The sequence below is a fragment of the Mycolicibacter minnesotensis genome, assembly GCF_010731755.1.
Lineage (GTDB): Bacteria > Actinomycetota > Actinomycetes > Mycobacteriales > Mycobacteriaceae > Mycobacterium > Mycobacterium minnesotense.
Genome location: NZ_AP022589.1, coordinates 3,871,221 through 3,891,838 on the forward strand (window position 1 = coordinate 3,871,221; position 20,618 = coordinate 3,891,838).

Annotated in this window: 20 protein-coding genes; 11 read left to right on the plus strand and 9 right to left on the minus strand. The window is 68.1% G+C overall.

Annotation, left to right across the window (positions count from 1 at the left end):
* Positions 1 to 3: 3 nt before the first annotated feature.
* From G6N09_RS17800 to G6N09_RS17820, 5 genes are all read left to right on the plus strand, one after another.
* Positions 4 to 795 (plus strand): ABC transporter permease, encoded by a 792-nt coding sequence (locus tag G6N09_RS17800; protein WP_083022990.1) that lies wholly within the window; start codon positions 4 to 6, stop codon positions 793 to 795.
* On the plus strand, positions 792 to 1,901 hold the full coding sequence (locus G6N09_RS17805) for a sulfate/molybdate ABC transporter ATP-binding protein (RefSeq protein ID WP_234806914.1): 1,110 nt from the start codon (positions 792 to 794) through the stop codon (positions 1,899 to 1,901). The genes G6N09_RS17800 and G6N09_RS17805 overlap by 4 nt, the downstream gene beginning before the upstream one ends.
* Before the next feature lie 36 nt (positions 1,902 to 1,937).
* The gene (locus tag G6N09_RS17810) at positions 1,938 to 2,762 is read left to right on the plus strand and encodes an alanine and proline-rich secreted protein Apa (RefSeq protein WP_109558818.1); all 825 of its coding nucleotides are present in this window, start codon (positions 1,938 to 1,940) and stop codon (positions 2,760 to 2,762) included.
* A gap of 67 nt (positions 2,763 to 2,829) precedes the next feature.
* Positions 2,830 to 3,123: a GlsB/YeaQ/YmgE family stress response membrane protein gene (locus G6N09_RS17815; protein WP_083022992.1), complete on the plus strand. Its 294-nt coding sequence runs from the start codon at positions 2,830 to 2,832 to the stop codon at positions 3,121 to 3,123.
* Positions 3,124 to 3,156: 33 nt separating this feature from the next.
* Positions 3,157 to 4,185, plus strand: a complete 1,029-nt coding sequence (locus tag G6N09_RS17820) for a zinc-binding alcohol dehydrogenase family protein (protein WP_083022994.1) — start codon at positions 3,157 to 3,159, stop codon at positions 4,183 to 4,185.
* Positions 4,186 to 4,195: 10 nt separating this feature from the next.
* Here the strand turns inward: G6N09_RS17820 and G6N09_RS17825 are convergent, their stop codons facing one another.
* The 3 genes from G6N09_RS17825 to G6N09_RS17835 form a co-directional block, all read right to left on the minus strand.
* Positions 4,196 to 4,921 (minus strand): CPBP family intramembrane glutamic endopeptidase, encoded by a 726-nt coding sequence (locus G6N09_RS17825; protein ID WP_179959917.1) that lies wholly within the window; start codon positions 4,919 to 4,921, stop codon positions 4,196 to 4,198.
* Between the two features lie 117 nt (positions 4,922 to 5,038).
* The gene (locus G6N09_RS17830) at positions 5,039 to 5,461 is read right to left on the minus strand and encodes an MmpS family transport accessory protein (protein WP_234806915.1); all 423 of its coding nucleotides are present in this window, start codon (positions 5,459 to 5,461) and stop codon (positions 5,039 to 5,041) included.
* A 5-nt stretch (positions 5,462 to 5,466) separates the two neighbouring features.
* Entirely contained in the window at positions 5,467 to 7,917 is a 2,451-nt protein-coding gene (locus tag G6N09_RS17835; RefSeq protein WP_083022999.1) for a phosphoketolase family protein, read from the minus strand.
* Between G6N09_RS17835 and G6N09_RS17840 the strand changes: the two genes are divergently transcribed.
* On the plus strand, positions 7,916 to 10,297 hold the full coding sequence (locus G6N09_RS17840) for a CoA transferase (protein WP_407662699.1): 2,382 nt from the start codon (positions 7,916 to 7,918) through the stop codon (positions 10,295 to 10,297). The genes G6N09_RS17835 and G6N09_RS17840 overlap by 2 nt on opposite strands.
* 10 nt (positions 10,298 to 10,307) lie before the next feature.
* The gene (locus G6N09_RS17845) at positions 10,308 to 11,783 is read left to right on the plus strand and encodes an acetyl-CoA acetyltransferase (protein ID WP_083023002.1); all 1,476 of its coding nucleotides are present in this window, start codon (positions 10,308 to 10,310) and stop codon (positions 11,781 to 11,783) included.
* A gap of 10 nt (positions 11,784 to 11,793) precedes the next feature.
* Here G6N09_RS17845 and G6N09_RS17850 read toward each other — a convergent pair whose 3' ends face one another.
* The 4 genes from G6N09_RS17850 to G6N09_RS17865 form a co-directional block, all read right to left on the minus strand.
* Positions 11,794 to 12,429 (minus strand): endonuclease, encoded by a 636-nt coding sequence (locus G6N09_RS17850; protein ID WP_083023005.1) that lies wholly within the window; start codon positions 12,427 to 12,429, stop codon positions 11,794 to 11,796.
* Positions 12,430 to 12,481: 52 nt separating this feature from the next.
* Positions 12,482 to 13,720, minus strand: a complete 1,239-nt coding sequence (locus tag G6N09_RS17855) for an alpha-hydroxy acid oxidase (protein ID WP_083023007.1) — start codon at positions 13,718 to 13,720, stop codon at positions 12,482 to 12,484.
* Positions 13,721 to 13,795: 75 nt separating this feature from the next.
* Entirely contained in the window at positions 13,796 to 14,332 is a 537-nt protein-coding gene (locus G6N09_RS17860; protein ID WP_083023010.1) for an alkyl hydroperoxide reductase, read from the minus strand.
* 63 nt (positions 14,333 to 14,395) lie between these two features.
* Complete coding sequence (locus G6N09_RS17865; protein WP_083023013.1) at positions 14,396 to 14,977, minus strand: peroxiredoxin; 582 nt, start codon at positions 14,975 to 14,977, stop codon at positions 14,396 to 14,398.
* Positions 14,978 to 15,090: 113 nt separating this feature from the next.
* Here G6N09_RS17865 and G6N09_RS17870 point away from each other — a divergent pair, with 113 nt between their 5' ends.
* Together G6N09_RS17870 and G6N09_RS17875 are read left to right on the plus strand one after the other, a co-directional pair.
* Positions 15,091 to 16,023 carry a hydrogen peroxide-inducible genes activator gene (locus tag G6N09_RS17870; RefSeq protein ID WP_083023015.1) on the plus strand — a complete coding sequence of 311 codons (933 nt, stop codon included), beginning with the start codon at positions 15,091 to 15,093 and terminating at the stop codon, positions 16,021 to 16,023.
* Between the two features lie 47 nt (positions 16,024 to 16,070).
* Positions 16,071 to 16,838 (plus strand): enoyl-CoA hydratase/isomerase family protein, encoded by a 768-nt coding sequence (locus G6N09_RS17875; protein WP_083023017.1) that lies wholly within the window; start codon positions 16,071 to 16,073, stop codon positions 16,836 to 16,838.
* Here G6N09_RS17875 and G6N09_RS17880 read toward each other — a convergent pair.
* Positions 16,830 to 17,063 (minus strand): (2Fe-2S)-binding protein, encoded by a 234-nt coding sequence (locus G6N09_RS17880; protein WP_083023019.1) that lies wholly within the window; start codon positions 17,061 to 17,063, stop codon positions 16,830 to 16,832. The genes G6N09_RS17875 and G6N09_RS17880 overlap by 9 nt on opposite strands.
* Before the next feature lie 9 nt (positions 17,064 to 17,072).
* Complete coding sequence (locus G6N09_RS17885) at positions 17,073 to 17,768, minus strand: fatty-acid--CoA ligase (protein ID WP_109558820.1); 696 nt, start codon at positions 17,766 to 17,768, stop codon at positions 17,073 to 17,075.
* Between the two features lie 237 nt (positions 17,769 to 18,005).
* Here G6N09_RS17885 and bfr point away from each other — a divergent pair, with 237 nt between their 5' ends.
* Together bfr and G6N09_RS17895 are read left to right on the plus strand one after the other, a co-directional pair.
* Positions 18,006 to 18,485: a bacterioferritin gene (gene bfr / locus G6N09_RS17890; RefSeq protein WP_083023021.1), complete on the plus strand. Its 480-nt coding sequence runs from the start codon at positions 18,006 to 18,008 to the stop codon at positions 18,483 to 18,485.
* A 67-nt stretch (positions 18,486 to 18,552) separates the two neighbouring features.
* Positions 18,553 to 20,595: an MDR family MFS transporter gene (locus tag G6N09_RS17895; RefSeq protein ID WP_083023024.1), complete on the plus strand. Its 2,043-nt coding sequence runs from the start codon at positions 18,553 to 18,555 to the stop codon at positions 20,593 to 20,595.
* The last annotated feature ends 23 nt before the right edge of the window (positions 20,596 to 20,618 follow it).

Genomic DNA, 20,618 nt, shown 5'->3' on the forward strand with positions numbered 1-20,618 from the left:
GCGGTGGTCGGCCGGCCCGATGACCCGCCAGGCTGGGTCTATGTGCCCGCTGCGATCGGCGCGGCCTTCCTGGTGCTGCCGCTGGTCGGTATCGCGGTCAAGGTCGACTGGCCGCAGTTCTGGACGTTGATCAGCAGTCCGTCGGCCACCACCGCGCTGCTGTTGAGCGTGCGAACCGCGGCGGCCAGCACAATGCTGTGCGTGGTGCTGGGCGTGCCGATGGCCCTGGTCCTGGCCCGCAGCAGGACGCGCGTGGTGCGGCTGCTGCGGCCATTGGTGCTGTTGCCGCTGGTGCTGCCGCCGGTAGTGGGCGGTATCGCGCTGCTGTACGCGTTCGGCCGCCTCGGGCTGCTGGGGCGCTACCTGGACGCGGCGGGCATCCACCTCGCGTTCACCACCACCGCGGTGGTGCTGGCACAGACGTTCGTCTCCCTGCCGTTTCTGGTGATCGCGGTGGAGGGCGCGGCCCGCATTGCCGGTGCCGAATACGACGTGGTGGCGGCGACGCTGGGTGCTCGGCCCAGCGCGGTGTGGTGGCGGGTGACCCTGCCGCTGTTGGCTCCGGGACTGCTCTCCGGAGCGGTTCTGGCATTCGCGCGTTCGCTGGGCGAGTTCGGGGCGACACTGACCTTCGCGGGTTCCCTCGAAGGTGTCACCCGGACGCTGCCGTTGGCCATCTACCTGCAGCGGGTCTCTGACCCCGACGCCGCCGCAGCCATGTCACTGGTCCTGGTGGCCGTTGCCGCGGTGGTCGTACTCGCCTTGGGTGCCCGACGGCTGGCCAGCAGCGGGTGAGCGCTGAAACGGCGGGTCTGACGGTGCGGGCGACGGTCGCCGAGCGTGGGCTGGACTTGCAGCTGAACGTCGCGCCGGGCGAGGTCCTGGCCATCCTGGGTCCCAATGGCGCCGGAAAATCCACCTTGCTGCACGTGATCGCTGGACTGCTGCGGCCCGATGACGGTGTAGTGCGGTCGGGGGATCGGGTGTTGACCGATACGCGCTCTGGCGTGCAGGTGCCAACCTGTGACCGCAGGGTCGGCCTGCTGCTGCAGGATCCACTGCTCTTCCCGCACCTGCGCGTGGCAGCCAATGTGGCGTTCGGATCGCACCGCCGCGTGCCGCTGCGCCGGACGCACGTTCGGGCCGTCGCCGCCCCCTGGCTGCGCGCCGTCGATGCCGAGGGGCTCGCGGAACGTTGGCCTCGCCGGCTTTCCGGGGGGCAGGCGCAGCGGGTTGCGATCGCCCGGGCGTTGGCCGCCGAACCGGAGGTGCTGCTGCTGGATGAGCCGTTGGCGGGTCTTGATGTCGGCGCGGCCGCCGCGGTACGGACGGTGCTGCGCGACGTGCTCAGCGCGGCGGGCCGCACCACGGTGCTGGTAACCCACGACCTGCTTGACGTCTTCGCGCTGGCGCACCGCGTTGTCGTTCTGGAGGCCGGTCGAATTGCCGAGATCGGCTGCACGGCAGAGGTCTTGGCGGCGCCACGAAGCCGCTTCGGGGCGCAGATAGCGGGATTCAACCTGGTCGCTGGGTTGCTCGAGGACGATGGTGTCCTGCGCACCGGGTGGGGGGACCGGTGGCATGGCATCGCCGAGGAGGGGCTGCGACCGGGCTCTTCGGTGGTCGCGGTGAGCACACCCCAGGCGGCCGCGGTCTACCGAGAGCGGCCGCTCTCGGGCAGTCCCCGCAATCTGGTCGAGGTGGCCGTTGCCGAGCTTGACGTGCGGGGCAGCGCTGTGCAGGTACGTGGCGCGAACCAACCGGATGGGGCGCCCGGGCTGGCGGCGGACATCACCGCAGAGGCGGCGGCGGAACTGAGGCTGGCGCAGGGAGACACCGTGTGGTTCGGGGTCAAGGCCCACGAAGTCACCTTGCGCGCGACACACCTCGGCACGGCGTAACTTGCGTACCGATGGCAACGCGGTAGTTTTTCTGCCATGAAGCAGGTGGAGCTGACCTCAAGGGGTATTCGAGCGTTGGCCGCGTCCGCGGTCGCCGGCGCACTGGCGTTCGCGGTAGCCGCACCGGTGCACGCAGACCCGGTGCCGCCGCCTCCCGTCCCGCCGGCGACTGCCGACGCGCCGCCGGCCGAGCCTGGCGCGCCCGCTCCGGCCGCTGAGCCCGCCGCACCCGAGCTGGGACGCGTCGACGACCCCGCGGGCGGATTCAGCTTCGTGCTGCCGGGCGGGTGGGTGCAGTCCGACACCAGTCACCTCGAATACGGTTCATCGCTGCTGAGCAAGAAGACCGGCGAGCCGATGCTGCCCGGTCAGCCGGTGCCGGTGGCCAACGACACCCGGATCGTGCTCGGCAAGCTCGACCAGCGGCTGTACGCCAGCGCCGAGACCGACAACGGCAAGGCCGCCACGCGCCTCGGATCCGACATGGGTGAGTTCTTCATGCCCTATCCCGGAACCCGCGCCAACCAGGTGAACGCGCCGCTCGAAGGTGGAGGCCTGACCGGCAGCGCGTCCTACTACGAAGTCAAGTTCACCGACCCGGCCAAGCCGGTCGGCCAGATCTGGAGCGGCGTGATCGGTGTGCCGCCGGCAAGCGGTACCGGCCCGCAGACCGAGCGCTGGTTCGTGGTGTGGCTCGGGACGGCCAACAACTCGGTCGACACCGGCGCGGCCATCGCACTGGCCGAGTCCATCCGTCCCCTGGGGGCGCCTCCCGCCGAAGCTGCGCCGGCCCCGGAGCCCGGTGTTCCGGCACCGGCACCGGCACCGGCACCCGCTCCAGCGCCGGCACCTGCTGCCTGATTCGGCGGCAACGCGACACGGTTGAGCTAGTCCCACCGGATCAGGTGATCGCCGTAGGATCACGCCCATGGCCGGAAGCTACCTCGCTGCTGCACTGTCCACGCCGACCTCGGTCAGCTGGCTGGCGTATGTCCTGATCGGTGGAATCGCCGGCTGGCTGGCGCACCGGATCATGAAGCGCGGCGGCTCGGGCATCCTGCTCAACATCGTGACCGGGGTGATCGGCGGCTTCATCGGTGGCATGCTGCTCAGCTGGCTCGGTGTCGACGTCGAGGCCGGCCGCAGGTGGTTCACCTTCTTCGTGTCTCTTGGCGGGGCGATCGTCCTGCTCTGGCTCCTCGGCCTGGTCCGTCGTAGGTAGCCATCGCTGCGCTCGAGCGCGCACCATAGGGCTATGGCGTCACAACCTGCCGGAGCGTCCATGTGGGCCTGGCGCGTTCAACGGCCAGGTCCCATAGAGAGCCGCCCGCTGGAGCGAGTCCGTACCGCGGTGCCGCGACCGCAGCCCTTTGAACTGCTGGTCGCGGTGCATGCCTGTGGTGTGTGCCGGACCGACCTGCACGTCAGCGAAGGCGATCTTGCGGTACACCGGCCCGGTGTCATCCCCGGCCACGAGGTGGTCGGCGAGGTGGTGGAGGTCGGTGCGGAGGCCGGCACCGACTTCGCCGTAGGCGACCGGGTGGGAATCGCCTGGCTGCGGCAGACCTGTGGCGCCTGCCGGTACTGCCGCCGCGGCGACGAGAATCTCTGCCCGCACTCGCGCTACACCGGCTGGGACGACGACGGCGGCTACGCCGAGTTCGCGACGGTCCCTGCTGCGTTCGCCCACCACCTTCCCGAGGGCTACAGCGACACCGAGTTGGCGCCTCTGCTGTGCGCGGGCATCATCGGTTACCGCTCACTCCAGCGAGCTGACCTACCCTCGGGCGGGCGGTTGGGCATCTACGGCTTCGGTGGCAGTGCGCACATCACCGCCCAGGTTGCACTGGCCCGCGGCGCCGAGGTCCACGTGATGACGCGTGACGCAGCGGCGCGGGAACTGGCGCTGGAGTTGGGCGTTGCCTCGGCCCAGGGCGCTGCCGACCCGCCACCGGTGCCGCTGGATTCGGCGATTCTGTTTGCGCCGGTCGGAGAGCTGGTGCTGCCGGCGTGTCAGGCGCTGGATGCCGGTGGAACCTTGGCGATCGCCGGAATCCACCTCAGCGATATTCCTTCGCTCAACTATCAGCGCCACCTGTTTCGGGAGCGCCAGATCCGTTCGGTCACGTCCAACACACGTGCCGATGCGCGGGCCTTTCTCGACTTCGCCGCAGCGCACCACATCGACGTGACAACACCGCTGTACTCACTGAGCGATGCCGACCGGGCGCTGGAGGACTTGGCCGCGGGCCGCATAGCCGGGGCAGCGGTTCTGGTGGTGTGATCCGGTGAGCTCAGGCAGACACCTGCCACACCAACGCGGCAGCTAGTGCACCGACCCCGTTGAGTGACCAGTGCAGTGCGATCGGCGCGATCAGGCTGCCGCTGCGCCGCCGCAACCAGCTGAAGACGAACCCGGCTGCTCCGGTGGCAAGCACCGCCAGCGTCACGCCGGCCAGCATGCCGAGGAAACCGCCCCCGAACAACCGGGTGAATCCAACATTGTTGCTGGTCAGGCCCAAGGATGTGGCGACATGCCAGAGTCCGAACAGCAAGGAGCCCGCCGCGGCTACCCCGCGAAACCCCCAGGCGCGGTGCAGCGCACCGTGCAGCGCCCCGCGAAACGCCAACTCCTCAGGAATCACCGTCTGCAGCGGGATGACCACCATGGAGGCCACCAGGGCTCCCGACACGGTGGCGTAATGGTTGTTCAAGAACATCGGCCGGGTCGCGGGCAGCATGACCCCCAGGGCGATAACGGCGACCACGGCCAGCACCGCGGCCAGCGCATAGCCCAGACCGGACTTCCAGTGGGCACGTCCCAACCCGAGCTCGGTCCAACTCAGGCCGTTGTAGCGGACCAGGGCGATCAAGCCGATCGCCGTGGCCGGAACGGTGGCGACCGCCGCCCACGGGGTGGTGAAATGCGCGATCAGATTGGCCAGCGCGAGGACCACCACGACGACGGCGACGTCGACGAAGGCGCGAAACTGGCTCAACGCCGCAAAGTGCGCCACCATCGGGTGCCGCCCCCAGGGCGCCGCGAATTCAGGACTGGACATTGTGTCGAATTCTACGCGCGCGGGCGCTCAGACGGCGGTGACGATTACGCACCGCCTCTTGTCAGCAGAGCCGTGCTAGCCGTCGGCGCGGGTCGAGCCGTGGTGCTCGCACAGCACCCGAGCCGGGGCGCCAGTCGCGGTGTTCTGGCTGATCACTTTGCCGTTGACGGTGACGGTGCAGGTCAGAGTGCCGGGACCGGCGCTTTGCGCACTGAGCGAGTAGGAGGCGGGGCTGTCGGCGCTGGTCATCGAACCGGTCAGCTGAATGGACCACGGCAGCGGGGTGTTGGTGGCGTGCGCCTGGCCGTTCTGGGTCTGATAGGTGATGTAGCCGGCGACGCCGGTGCCGGTGAGGTCATAGCGGACCGGCACCTTCGTCCGGTCCGGCTCGGCGCCGGCGGACCCGGCGCCGACGATGGCGGCCGACGCGATGAGGGCGCCGAACAGCAACGACATCGCCTTGCGGGGCATCCGGATCGGTGACGGGGCAACAGTCATGGCCGTCACCTTATCTCGCCGCCTCTGAGGTCGGTGTCCGATCGCCAGGTCCAGTCGGTGATGCGGGGATCATCCTCCCCGTGCTCGCGGGTGTAGGCCCGCGCGGCCAGTCGGGCATCGACCATCTTTTGGCGCAGCATCCCCTGGCGCTCGCCCAATGCCGGCACCCGATCGATCACATCCATCACCAGGTGAAAGCGATCCAGGTCGTTGAGCATCACCATGTCGAACGGTGTTGTGGTGGTGCCGCGTTCGCGGTAGCCCCGGACGTGCATCTGCTGGTGGTTGGCCCGGGCATAGGTCAGCCGGTGGATCAGCCAGGGGTAGCCGTGATAGGCGAAGATCACCGGCTTGTCGCGGGTGAACAGGGCATCGAATTCGGTGTCGGACAACCCATGCGGGTGTTCGGTGGCCGGTTGTAGACGCATGATGTCCACCACGTTGAGGACACGCACGGCCAAGTCGGGCAGCTCGCGATACAGGATGTCGGCGGCGGCCAGCGTTTCCAGGGTCGGGATGTCCCCGGCGCAGGCGAGCACCACGTCGGGCTCGCCTGCGGTGGTGCCCGCCCACTCCCAGATCCCCAGACCACGGGTGCAGTGCGCCACCGCGTCGGCCATGTTCAGGTAGGCCAAGGCCGGCTGCTTGCCGGCGACGATCACATTGACGTAGTCGCGGCTGCGCAGGCAGTGATCGGCCACCGACAGCAGTGTGTTTCCGTCGGGCGGTAGGTACACCCGCACCACCTCGGGCCGTTTGTTGGCCACCAGATCGATGAAGCCCGGATCCTGATGTGATGCTCCGTTGTGGTCTTGGCGCCATACGTGGGAGGTCAGCAGATAGGTCAGCGAGGCGATCGGTGCCCGCCACGGCAGTTCGCGGCTGACGGCCAGCCACTTGGCGTGCTGATTGAACATCGAGTCGACGATGTGGACGAAGGCCTCGTAGCAGTTGAACAGGCCGTGCCGCCCGGTCAGCAGATAGCCCTCCAACCATCCCTGGCACAGGTGCTCGGACAGCACCTCCAGGACGCGACCGTCGGAGGCCAGATGGTCGTCGCCGGGCTCGGTCTGCGCCAGCCAGGCCCGATCGGTCTTCTCGAACACCGCCGAGAGCCGGTTAGAGGCCGTCTCGTCGGGGCCCATCAATCGGAAGCGGTCACGGTTGCGGTCGATGACGTCGCGCAGGAACGTGCCGAGCACGCGGGTGGCTTCGTGGGTTTCGGTGCCGGGTGCGCTCACCGGCACGGCGTAGTCCCGGAAATCAGGCAGGTCCAGGTCGCGCAGTAACAACCCGCCGTTGGCATGGGGATTGGCGCTCATCCGACGGTGCCCGCGTGGGGCCAATGCCGCCAGCTCCGGCCGCAGGCGACCCGACGCATCGAACAGCTCCGCAGGGCGATAGCTGCGCAGCCATTCCTCCAACTGCCGGCGGTGCTGCGGATCGGTGCGAGTCGACGCGAGCGGCACCTGATGTGCCCGCCACGTTCCCTCCACCTGCTGGCCGTCGACGATCTTCGGTCCGGTCCAGCCCTTGGGGGTGCGCAGCACAATCATCGGCCACACCGGACGCGTCGTGGGGGATGTGCCGCGTGCAGCCCGGCGAATCGCGGCGATGTCATCGAATGCGTCATCGAGGGCCGCCGCGAGCTGCTGGTGCACAACGGCGGGGTCGTCACCGGCAACGGTGATCGGCCGGTATCCGTAGCCGCGCAGCAATGTCTCCAACTCGGCATGCGGAATACGCGCCAGCACAGTGGGATTAGCGATCTTGTAGCCGTTGAGATGCAGGATCGGAAGCACCGCACCGTCCACGGCGGGGTTGAGAAACTTGTTCGAGTGCCAGCCGGCCGCCAGGGGCCCGGTCTCGGCCTCACCATCGCCGATGACACATGCGACCACCAGCTCCGGGTTGTCGAAGGCCGCGCCGAAGGCATGCACCAGCGCGTAGCCCAGTTCGCCGCCCTCATGGATGGAACCCGGCGTCTCGGCCGCCACATGACTGGGGATACCGCCGGGAAAAGAGAACTGCCGGAACAATTTCCGCAGTCCATCGGTGTTCTCCCCGATGCCGGTGTACACCTCACTGTAGGTGCCCTCGAGGTAGGCGTTAGCAACTAGGGCCGGGCCGCCGTGACCGGGGCCGGTGATGAAGATGACGTCGGCGTCGCGTTCGCGGATGATCCGGTTGAGGTGCAGGTACAGCAGGTTCAGCCCGGGGGTGGTGCCCCAGTGCCCGAGCAGCCGGGGTTTGACGTGCTCGGCCCGCACGGGTTCGGACAGCAGGGGGTTGTCCAGCAAGTAGATCTGGCCAACGGACAGATAGTTGGCAGCCCGCCAGTAGGCGTCCAGGCGGGCGAGTTCGTCGTCGGAGAGCGGGGGCGGTAACGGAGTCGCGCTGGCTGAACTCACCTTGTCGATTGTCGCGCCCCAAGCCGACGGCGGCAACCGATTCATTACCCTGACTCCCGTGCTGCTGAAATCGGTTCGTGTGCTCGACCTGGCCGGTGGCGACGCCGATGCGGTCACCCGGTTGCTCGCTGACCTAGGAGCCGACGTGCTCAAGGTCGAGCCCCCCGGCGGTAGTCCGGCGCGCAGCGCTGCGCCGCTGTTGGGTGGCGTCAGCATTGCGTTCGCGCTGCATAACGCCAACAAGCGCAGCATTGTCTTGGACCCTGCCGACGAACGAGACCGCCACCGGTTCGAGGAGCTGGCCGGTAGCGCCGACATCGTGGTGGACAGCGGCCATCCGGGCCTGGCCGGCGACTTCGGGACCTCCTGCGCTGAGCTAGCCGACCGGTTCTCCCAGTTGGTGACGATGTCGGTCACCGATTTCGGAACCAGCGGGCCACGCTGCGCCTGGCAGGCCACCGATGCGGTGCTCTACGCACTTTCCGGCGCGCTGTCTCGGTCGGGCCCCACCACCGGGACGCCGGTACTGCCGCCGGATGGGATCGCCTCGGCGACGGCGGCGGTGCAGGCCGCCTGGGCAGTGCTGGTGGCGTACTACAACCGATTACGCTGCGGGACAGGGGATTACATCGACTTCTCCCGCTTCGACGCGGTGGTCACAGTGCTCGACCCGATATTCGGCGCGCACGGTCAGGTGGCCGCCGCGCAACGCGCGTCGAGCAGATGGCGTGGGCGGCCCCGCAATCAGGACGCCTACCCGATCTATGCATGCCGCGACGGCTATGTGCGGCTGTGTGTCATGTCCCCGCGTCAGTGGCGCGCACTGTGGAGCTGGCTGGGGGAGCCGGCCGAGTACGCCGACCCCAAATTCGGTGTGATCGGGGAGCGGTTCGCGGTCTGGCCGCAGATCAGTGCGCTCATCCGCGCGCTGTTCGCCGAACAAGACATGATCGACCTGGTCGCGGCCGGTCAATCCCGTGGTGTGCCGATCGCCGCGGTGGGCGATCCGGCGCAGGTATTGACCGAGGAGCATTTTGTGGCCGCGCAGGCGGTCACCCGGGCAGAGTTGGCGCCCGGCCTACCCGCGGTGATCCCCACCGGTTACTACGTGGTCGACGACCAGCGCGCCGGCTATCGCACCTCGGCGCCGATGGTCGGCGCCGCGGACACCGGATGGCTGGCCGAAGCGCTGACTGAGCAGCCCTTGGCAGGAGCGGTGGGCGCCCGGCCGTTCGAGGGACTGCGGATCGTCGACCTGGGCGTGATCGTGGCCGGCGGGGAAGCCAGTCGGCTTTTCGGCGATCTGGGTGCCCAGATCATCAAGGTCGAAAGCGCGGCCTATCCGGATGGACTGCGGCAGGCCCGCCCCGGGGCCGCGATGAGCGAGTCGTTCGCTTGGACACACCGCAACAATTCCGGATTCGGCTTGGACCTGCGCAGCCCGGCCGGCAAGGAGGTCTTCGCCGGACTAGTGGGCGCGGCTGATGCGGTGTTCGCCAACTTCAAACCGGGCACCCTTGCCGCCCTGGGTTTTTCCTACGATGCCCTACGTGAGATCAACCCGCGGATCGTGCTGGCCGAAAGCAGTGCCTTCGGTGAGTCGGGACCGTGGAGCGACCGGATGGGCTACGGCCCGTTGGTGCGGGCCACCACCGGCGTCACCGCGCTGTGGACTGCCCCCGAGAACACCGCCGAGCCCGGGCGGCATCCCTTCTACGACGCCACCACGGTCTTCCCCGATCACGTGGTTGCGCGCGTCGCCGCCCTTGGCGCACTGGCCGCCCTGATCGCGAGCAGGCGCTTCGCCGTAGGCAGTCACGTCCACGTGTCGCAGGCCGAGACCGCCGTCAACCAGCTTGACACCAGCTACGTCGCCCGTGCGGCGGGTCCTTCGGTGCAGCCCGACACCGCGGTGGATTTGGTCTGCCCGTGCTCCGGTGAGGACGAATGGTGTGTCATCTCGATCCGCACTGACACCGAGATGCATTCGGTTGCTGCGGCTTTCGGCGATGAAGGGTTGGCTTCGGACCCGCGCTTCGCAACCGGTGCGGGCCGGGTGGCCCACCGTTGCGAGCTGGAGGCAGCGGTGGGCCGGCATACCGTCGGCCATGCCCCGAGCCAGCTGGGGGAACTGCTGCAGGGCGGTGGCGTCGCGGCTGCACCGATGAACCGGCCGCCTGATGTTGCCGACGATCCGCAGCTGGCCCACCGCGGCGTGTTCGCGGCCATGACGCACCCCTTGATCGAGCACCCGCTGCCGGCAGAGACCGGTCCGGCCCCGTTCCGCAACATTCCGGCCGCACCGCAGCGGCCCGCACCCCTGCCGGGCCAGGACACCCGGGACATCTGTCGCACGGTGCTTCGACTCGAGGACGCCCAGACCGACCGCCTGATCGCCGATGGGGTGCTCTTCACCTCCGATTAGTCTTACGCCCATGTCTGTCGACCCCCGTACACCGGTACTGATCGGCTACGGCCAGGTCAATCATCGCGACGACACCGACCCGGTTGAGCCGGTCGATCTGATGGCGGTGGCGGCGCGTAACGCCGCCCACGATCGGGTCTTGCGTGCGGTCGACTCGATCCGGGTGGTGAACTTGCTCTCGGCGCGTTACCGCGATCCGGGCGCTCTGCTGGCCCAGCGGATCGGGGCCGAGCCCCGCACCACCCGCTACAGCCCGGTGGGCGGCAACGTGCCGCAGTCTCTGGTGAACCAGGCCTGCCTGGACATCCGCGACGGCCGCGCCGGAGTGGTGCTGGTGACCGGCGGCGAAACCTGGCGAACCCGAACCAGATTGCGTCGCGCCGGCGGCAGACTGGTCTGGACCCAACAGGACGACACGGTCCCCATCGCCGAGTGCGACGGCGAGGATGTGCCGATGGTCGGTCCGGCTGAGGAGCGCATCGGGCTGGATCGGCCGGCGTATGTCTACCCTCTTTTCGAGCAGGCCTTGCGTATCGCCGCGGGGGAGAAGGCCGACGATCATCGCCGCCGTATCGGCCGACTGTGGTCTCGCTTCAACGCCGTGGCCGTCGATAACCCGCACGCCTGGATCCACCAGCCCGTGCCCGCCGAAGAGATCTGGCAACCGGGACCGAAGAACCGGATGATCAGCTGGCCCTATACCAAGCTGATGAACTCCAACAACATGGTCGATCAGGCGGCCGCGCTGGTGCTGACCTCGGTGCAGACCGCCACCGATCTGCGGGTGCCGACTCAGAACTGGGTATTTCCGCTGGCCGGCGCCGACGCCCACGACACCTACGCTGTCGCCAACCGGGCTGAATTGCATCGATCGCCGGCGATCCGGATCGCGGGAGCCCGTGCGCTGGAGCTGGCCGGGACCGCGATCGGCGACATCGACCACGTCGACCTGTACTCGTGTTTCCCGTCCGCGGTGCAGGTCGCGGCGGCGGAACTGGGGTTGCCCACCGACGACCCCGAACGGCCGCTGACCGTGACCGGCGGACTCACCTTCGCCGGGGGCCCGTGGAACAACTACGTGACGCATTCGATCGCCACCTTGGCTGAGCTCTTGGTGGCCAATCCGGGGCACCGCGGACTGATCACCGCCAACGGGGGATATCTGACCAAGCACAGCTTCGGGGTGTACGGCACCGAACCGCCGCCCGCCGGATTCCGTTGGGAGGACGTCCAAGCCGCGGTGGACGCCCAACCCACCACGGTGTCTTCGGGGGCGTGGTCGGGAACCGGTGTGGTGGAGTCCTGGACGACACCGTTCGACCGAGACGGCCGGCCGCAACAGGCGTTCTTGGCTGTTCGTACGCCCGACGGGGCGCGCACCATGGCGGTGATCCGGGATCCCGAGGCCGCCGAGTCGACAGTGCGCGAGGACATCGCCGGAGCCGCGGTAGACGTGCACGACGACGGTACGGCGACGCTGATCTAGGCGGGGGCCGTCATTCGGCCATCCGCTCGCGAATTCCGGCGTCCGCGGCGTAGCGCACGAGTGCCGCCGCGAGTTGGGCGTTGCGACCCTGCGACAAGGCGCCCAGCTCGCGGGGATCTCCGGGTAACCCGAGCTCGCGTGCGGCATTCAGCGCGCGATCGTCGAACGTGGAGCGGGCCCATGGCCAGACGTCTTGGACTTCGCGGAGGAAGATGCTCGCGCCGACATCGCCGAGGCCGGTGAAAGTCTTCAGCGCCTGGGCGGCGGCCGCGAGGTCGCGGCCGCCGCGTTCGGCAAGCAGTCGGAGATCGCCCCCGTAGTTCGTCTGGGCGGTCTGGGCCAAGTCGATCAGTTGACTCGCGGCGCTTTCGTCGTAGCGGCGGTAGTCGGCCCGGCCCAGGGCATCGATCAGGGTCTGTCGATCGGCCTTGAGCACCGTGTGGGGGGTGCGCAGCCCAGTGGCGAACAGCTCACGTGCCGCGCGTGCCGCGATAGCGGAGTCGATGGGCTTGCTGGCAAGCAGGCACAGCATCAGCAGCTGGAACAGCGGCATCGGCTGGTTGCGCAGCCGGATACCAGCCTCCTGGGCGTAGGTGGTGCCCGCACGGCGGAGCAGCCGGCGGACCAGCTCCTTGTCACTGGCCACCCGCTGCGAATACCCGCGCCGGCGGCGGCGCAAACCAGTCCTGGGCGCCCCGTTACCGGCGCGGCGGCAGTCGCTGCAGCTGCGTCACATGCTGTGGTGACAACTCCGCCAATTCGCTGACGCCCAGCAGCCGCATGGTCCGCCGGATCTGTTCGGCGAGGATGTCGATGACGCGGTCCACACCGGCCTGCCCGCCTGCCATCAGTCCGTAGAGATAGGCCCGGCCGACCAACGTGCTTCGGGCGCCCAGGGCGAGCGCTGCGACGATGTCGGCGCCGGACATGATCCCGGTGTCCACCAGGATCTCGGTGTCGGCTCCGACCTCGCGGGCCACCGCAGGCAGCAGCTGAAACGGCACGGGCGCCCGGTCGAGCTGGCGGCCCCCGTGGTTGGACAGCACGATTCCGTCGACTCCGAGATCGACCACGGCGCGGGCATCGGAGAGGGTCTGGATGCCCTTGACGACGAAGCGGCCCGGCCACTGGGCTTTGACCCAGGCCAGATCCTCGAACGTCAGGCTGGGGTCGAACATGGTGTCCATGTACTCGGCGACCGTGCCCGACCATCGGTCCAGCGATGCGAACGCCAAGGGTTCGGTGGACAGCAGGTCGAACCACCAGGAGGGGTGCAGGGCGGCGTCGGCGACGGTGCGCAAGGTCAGCGCCGGCGGGATCGACATACCGTTGCGGGAGTCGCGCCTTCGGGCCCCTGCGACCGGACAGTCCACGGTCACCAGCAGGGTGTCGTATCCGGCCTCGGCGGCGCGGCGCAGCAGCGCCATCGATCGTTCGCGGTCACGCCACATGTACAGCTGAAACCACCGGCGCGCTCGGGGCGCCGCCGAGGCCACATCTTCGATGGATGCGGTGCCCAGGGTGGACAGCGAGAACGGGATGCCGGCCGCCTCGGCGGCTCGGGCGCCGGCCAGCTCGCCTGCGGTGTGCATCAGCCGGGTGAAGCCGGTGGGGGCGATCGCAAACGGCAACGCGGTCGGTGCGCCGAGCACGTCGCGGCGGGTGTCGACGTGGGTGACGTCGCGCAGGATTGCCGGATGAAACTCGATGTCGCGGAAGGCTTGTCGCGCCCGCTCCAGGGAGATCTCATCCTCGGCGGCGCCATCGGTGTAGTCGAAGGCCGCTTTGGGGGTGCGCCGCTTGGCCAGGCGACGAAGGTCTTCGACGGTCAGCGCGGCCGCCAGGCGTCGCGCCGTGCTGTTCAGTCGTGGTCTGCGGAATCGGATCAAGGGCGCCAGGTCGTGCACTCGGGGAAACCGCCGCCTGCTCTCCGACATCGCTGACTCCTTGGGGCAAAGCCTACGGCGCGCGCCGGGTATCACCCCGGCGCGCGCCGATGGAGGCTGGATCGCCTAGTTCGCGGTGGGGTCGGCGGAGGCGGCGAAGACCGCCTGCGCCACACCCGCCACGATCGAGGCGACCTTGAGGGCTTCCAGCACCGCTTCGCGGCCGATGCCCGCCTCTCGCACGACCTGCTCGTGGGAGGCGACGCACGCCTGGCAACCGTTGATCGCCGACACCGCGAAACTCCACAACTCGAAGTTCGCCTTGTCGACGCCCGGGTTGCCGATGATGTTCATCCGCAACCCGGGCCGCAGGTCGTCGTAGTTGCCGTCCAGGAAGTGCCGGCCACGGTAGAACACGTTGTTCATGCCCATGATCGACGCGGCGCCGAGCGCGGCCTGGTAGGCCTCCGCCGACAGGTTGTCGGCGGCCTCGGCTCCGATCTCAGCCAGTACCGTCGCGTTGCGCGTGGCGACGGCGCTGGCCAGCAGACTGCCCCAGAGCTGCTCGTCGTTGAGGACCGTGGTGCGGGCGATCGAACCCAGGTTGAGCTTGAGGTCCTTGGCGTACTCCGGGATCGCGTTCTTGAGGTTCTCGATACTCATGTGTCGCTGTTCCTCCTCATCCTGGCGCTCGGCATCGCCCGAGCGCGACTCATACGACTGCGATCAGAGCGACTCTTTGAGCAGCTCGCCCACGTTCAGGGTCGCCTCGCCCTTCTTCCAGTTGCAGGCACACAGCTCGTCGGACTGCAGCGCGTCGAGCACCCGCAGCACCTCGTCGACATTGCGGCCCACCGAACCCGCGGTCACTGAGACGAACTGAATCTCGTTGTTGGGGTCGACGATGAAGGTGGCCCGGTCGGCGACACCGTCAGCGTTGAGCACGCCGGTGTCCCGCACCAGATCGCGGGCCAGGTCCGACAGCATCGGGAACGGCAGGGTCTTGAGGTCCTCGTGCGTGACGCGCCAGTTGTAGTGCACGAACTCGTTGTCGGTCGAGACGCCGAGAACCTGGGCGTCGCGGTCGGCGAACTCGTCGTTCAACTTGCCGAATGCCGCGATCTCGGTGGGGCAGATGAAGGTGAAGTCCTTGGGCCAGAAGAACACCACGCGCCACTTGCCGGCGTAGTCGTCGCTGGTGATGGTGGTGAAGAGCTCATCGGGCCCGTTCACCTTCGACAGGTCGCCCCCGATCAGGGCGGTCACCTTGTAGGCCGGGAACTGGTCGCCGATAGTCAACAGTGCCATGACACTCCTTGTGATGTGAGATCTGCTTCGGGGCGCATTCGACGCCCGCACGCTCTATCGTGCCTTATCGCAATTAAAAATAAAAGGTGATACTTGGCACTATACTTATCGGCATGACCGATGCAAGCTATCAGCCCACGCTCGCGGGGCTGCGGGCATTCGCCGCCGTCGCCGAGAAGCACCACTTCAGCCTGGCCGCTGCCGGCCTGGGCCTCAGTCAGTCGACTCTGTCGCAGGCATTGTCGTCGTTGGAGTCGGGCCTGGGCGTCCAACTCATCGAGCGCTCGACCAGGCGGGTCTTTCTGACCGCCGAGGGACAGCACTTGCTTCCCTACGCCCACGCAGTACTCGATGCGGCGGCGCAGTTCTCGGCCGCTTCGGCGGGGGTAGTCGATCCGCTGCAGGGCGCTATGCGGCTCGGTCTGATCCCGACCGTGGCACCGTACGTGCTGCCCGCCGTGCTGGCCGGCCTGACTTACCAATTGCCGGAGCTGCGCCTGCGGGTCATCGAAGACCAGACCGACCGCCTGCTCACCGGCCTGCGCGAGGGGGCGGTGGACGCGGCGGTGATGGCGCTGCCCACAGACGCCACCGGGATGACCGAGATCCCGCTCTACGACGAAGACTTCGTGCTCGCGTTGCCGCAGGGGCACGCCTTGGCCGGCAAACGCCGGGTGTCGCCGACAGCGCTTGCGGACTTGCCGCTGTTGCTGCTCGACGAGGGGCACTGTCTGCGGGATCAGACGCTGGAGATCTGCCGCAACGCAGGGGTGCGTGCGGAATTGGCCACCACACGCGCGGCGTCGCTGGCCACCGCGGTCCAGTGCGTCAACGGCGGTTTGGGGGTGACGTTGATCCCGCAGACCGCGGTGGCGGTCGAGGTCGAGCGCAACGGCTTGGCGCTGGCCCACTTCGCGCCGCCGCAGCCCGGGCGGCGGATCGGTCTGGTATTTCGCACCTCCAGTGGGCGAGAAGAGTCCTATCGAAGACTGGCGGGAATCATCGGCAGCGTGATCGCTGCAGGCCACCAGGTCACGCTGCGGTGAGCTGCGTGGCAGCCACGACGCGGAGGCTCGGCGTTTAGGCTGCACGGGTGATCCTGACGATCGAAGACAAGAACCGCGTTCGGACGTGCACGCTCAATCGGCCCGAGTCGCTCAATGCGTTCAACGAAGCGCTCTATGACGCCCTTGCCGAGGCGTTGCTGGCGGCCGCGGCGGACCCGGAGGTCGCGGTGGTGCTGCTCACCGGCGCGGGGCGCGCATTCAGTGCCGGAACCGATCTCGCCGAGATGCAGGCCATGGTGACCGACCCGGATTTCGTACCGGGCAAGCATGGCTTCCGGGGCCTGATCACCGCGCTCGGCCAATTCCCCAAGCCGCTGATCTGCGCGGTCAATGGGCTGGGATTGGGGATCGGCACCACAATCCTGGGCTATGCGGACCTGGCCTTCATGTCATCGACGGCCCGGCTGAAATGCCCCTTCACCAGTCTGGGTGTGGCGCCCGAAGCCGCGTCGTCCTATCTGCTGCCGCAGTTGATGGGGCGGCAGAACGCGGCCTGGCTGCTGATGTCCTCGGAGTGGATCACCGCCGAGGAGGCGCTGCGGATGGGCTTGATCTTCGCGGTCTGCGAGCCTGACGAGCTTGACAGCGAAGCCCGGCGTCATGCGGAAGTCCTTGCTTCTCGGCCTATTTCGAGCCTGATGGCGGTCAAGAGCGCAATGGTCGAGCCGACGCGGGCCGAGACGCTGGCTGCCGTCGAACGGGAGAATGCCTTCTTCGCCGAGCTCTTGGGCGCCCAGGCCAACGCGGATGCGCTGGCCGAATTCACCGGGCACAGGGGCGGCGGGTCAGTGTGATCCCACCGGGCTGATGTCGAGTGCCAGGCGGTGCAGTGCATCGCTGTCGACAGTGGGTCTGGCGGCCAGGGTGGCTTCGATGATGTCCCGCACGGTGCAGCGGCACCGGCCACAATCTCCGCCCGCCCCGCACATCGCGGCAACCTCTTTCGACGTGCAGGCGCCGGCGGCGACGGCATCGGACACCATCTGGTTGGTGGCTCCGACACACAGGCATACATACATGGCCCGCCCCTACCGGCCGTCGCCCGCGGGCGCCATCAGGTCGATAGCGGCGGCGAACTTGCCGACGAAGGGGCGGGGGTAACCGCCGCTGCCGTTGCCCGCCATCCACTCCGCGGCGGAGTCCGGGTGGTCGTTGAATCGTTGTGCACTTGCCGCGCTGTCGAATTCCAGCAGCGTCATCACCTCATGTCCGTCATCGACTGCCTGATAGACCCACACTTTGCGCACCCCGGCGGCGGCGAACCTGTCGAGCCCGACATGGACCTTGGCCATCAGTTCCGCGGGGTCGGCCACCGTGGCAACCGCACCGACGATCACCTCCGTACCGCCCTGCTCGGAGTCGGACTGGGCCAGGTTGATCTTTTCTCGAACCTCACCGGCGAAGATCGCCGGCAGATCGTTGACCCCCGAGCGGTCGAACCACTCGAAAACGGCGGGGGAGCGAAGCAACTCCTTGACCGAGGCCCGGTGCCGCAGACCGATCGTGACCAAGACCCGGTTGGGCTCTGACTCCGAGGTGTACAGCACGGCATGGCGGGCGCCCAGACCCCGCAGCGGGGAATGGTCGTGCTCGATCAGCGACCAGGTCCGGTCGACATCGTCGACGCGGTAGTCCAGCGCCAGCACCAGCGAATGCGGATCATTGCCCTGCGAGAATCCGCCGCCCGAAATGCCGACACGATTGCCAGGCGAAGCGAGTCTCATGTTAGTAGAGTCTAACCTAAGTAAAGCGCACCTTCCATGGGTCTGGCAGCGGCCGGCGATCAGGAAATCGCCCGGAGGCCCGAAGGCGGTGCGGCGATTCGACGCGCCGAGACCCGGGTAAACATCTCCCCGTAGCCGGTGGCCTGCACTAGATTGAGATTCGGCGCGTCACGGCGATCATCACTGTTCCGCCCGTCGCGGCCGGCATGCGAGGTTCTTCACACCAGAGGAGAGATCATGCAAGGCGACCCCGAGGTTCTCAAGCTGCTCAACGACCAGCTGACCAGTGAGCTCACCGCGATCAACCAGTACTTCCTCCACGCGAAGATGCAGGACAACTGGGGTTTCACCGAGCTGGCCGGGCACACCCGTGAAGAGTCGATGGAGGAGATGCGCCACGCCGAGGCGGTCACCGACCGGATTCTCATGCTCGGCGGCCTGCCGAACTACCAGCGGATCGGGTCCCTGCGCATCGGGCAGACCCTGCGCGAGCAGTTCGAGAGCGACCTGGCGCTGGAGATCGACGTGCTCAACCGATTGCGGCCCGGCATCGTCATGTGCCGGGACAAGCAGGACAGCACCACCGCCAAGATTCTGGAGACCATCCTCGTCGACGAGGAGTCCCACATCGATCACCTGGAAACCCAACTGGAGCTGATGGACAAGCTCGGCGACGCGCTGTATTCCGCGCAGTGCGTCGCCCGGCCGCCCTCGTGAGTGGCTGAGCCGGGCGCAGCGGGGCGCCACCGCTGATCGAGCGGCCACCGTCGAAGGAAAGGTGCGTATGACCGAAACGCCGGTCGCCGACGACGTGCGACCCGCGCCGGTCAGCCCGCACCGCCGCAACCTGATCTTCCTGGCGATTGTCTTCGGCCTACTGATGGCCGCGCTGGACCAGACCATCGTTGCGACAGCCCTGCCCACGATCGTGTCGGATCTGGGCAACGCCGGCCATCAGTCCTGGGTCGTCACCAGCTACCTGCTGATGTCGACCATCGCCACGATCCTGGCCGGCAAACTCGGTGACCTGTTCGGCCGCAAGCGGGTGTTCCAAACCGCGGTGGTGTGCTTCGTCGCCGGCTCGGTGTTGTGCGGCATGGCCACGTCCATGGGAATGCTGGTTGGGTCCAGGGCCTTGCAAGGTCTCGGCGGTGGCGCGATCACCGTCACCGCCGCCGCACTCATCGGCCAAGTGATCCCCCTGCGGGACCGAGGCCGCTACCAGGGCATGCTCGGCGCGGTCTTCGGCGTCACCACAGTGATCGGACCGCTGCTGGGTGGTTACGTCACCGATTACCTCACCTGGCGGTGGGCGTTCTGGATCAATCTGCCGATCTCGGTGGTGGTGTTGGTCGTGGCCGGGGTGGCGATCCCGGCCCTGGCGGGGCACGCCAAACCCGTCATCGACTACGCCGGGATCGTGTTGATCGGCGCGGGCGCCACCGGATTGACGCTCGCCACCAGCTGGGGTGGCACGCGTTACGCCTGGGGGTCAGCGGTGATTATCGGCCTGTTCGTCGGCTCGGCAGCCGCACTCGCCGTGTTCGTGTGGGTGGAAAGCCGGGCCGCGGCGCCCATCCTGCCGACCCGGCTGTTCGCCGACCCGGTGTTCGCCGTGTGCTGCGTCCTGGCGTTCGTCGTGGGCTTCGCGATGCTGGGTGCACTCACCTTCCTTCCCACCTTCATGCAGTACGTCGACGGGGTCTCGGCCATCACGTCCGGCCTGCGCACGCTGCCCATGGTGGTGGGCATGCTGGTGACCTCCACCGGCAGCGGCGCCCTGGTCGGACGCACCGGCCGCTACAAGATCTTCCCGGTGGTCGGTACGGCCCTGATGACGATCGCCTTCGCGTTGATGTCGCAGATGGACGCGGCCACGCCGGCGCTGGTTCAGTCGGTCTACCTGCTCATCCTGGGCGCCGGGATCGGGCTGTCGATGCAAGTCCTCGTCCTGGTCGTGCAGAACACGTCCAGTTTCGCCGACCTCGGTGTAGCGACATCCGGAGTCACGTTCTTCCGGACCATCGGCAGCTCGTTCGGTGCCGCCGTATTCGGGTCACTGTTCGTGAACTTCCTGGCCCACCGGCTGGGCCCGGCGCTGCGCAGCGCTGGGCTGGCCGCCGGTGCGGCCGACTCGCCCGAGGCCGTGCGCCGGTTGTCGCCCCAGCAGGCGGAACCGATCGTGGCGGCCTACGCCGACGCGCTCGGGCAGGTGTTCCTGTGCGCCGCGCCGGTCGCGCTGCTCGGCTTCGTGCTGGCCCTGTTTCTGCGCGAGGTTCCGCTCAAGGAGTTGCACGACAATGCGGTCGACCTCGGTGACGGGTTCGGCATGCCCACCACCGCGTCCTCCGACGAGCTGTTGGAGAAGGCGGTCGGTCGACTCCTGCACAACGAGCCCGGGATGCGGCTGCGTTCCATCGCGCTGCGCCCCGACTGCCAGCTCGACGTCGCGGGTCTGTGGACGGTCCTGCGCATCTACCGCTACACGCAGGTGTTTCGGACCGCGCGGCTCAGCGACATCGGCACGCGCCTGCGGGTGCCCTACGAAATCCTCGAGCCCACCGTCGATCGGCTGGTGGAACAGGGTTATGCGCTGCGCGACGGCGATCACCTGGGACTCACCCGCGCGGGTCTGCGTCAGGTCGGGTTCGTGTCGTCGCTGGTACAGGACTGGGTGGTCGACAAGCTGGCCCGGTCGCCCGGCTTCGAGGGCCGCCCGGATCGGGCCGAGGTCGGGGCCGCGCTGGAGCGGATCGCGCGGCGAGCGTTGATCGATCCCGACGATGCGGGGGAGTCCGCGGAGTTCGCCAGCACCGCCCACGGGTGACCGCCACGACCGCCGAACCTGAT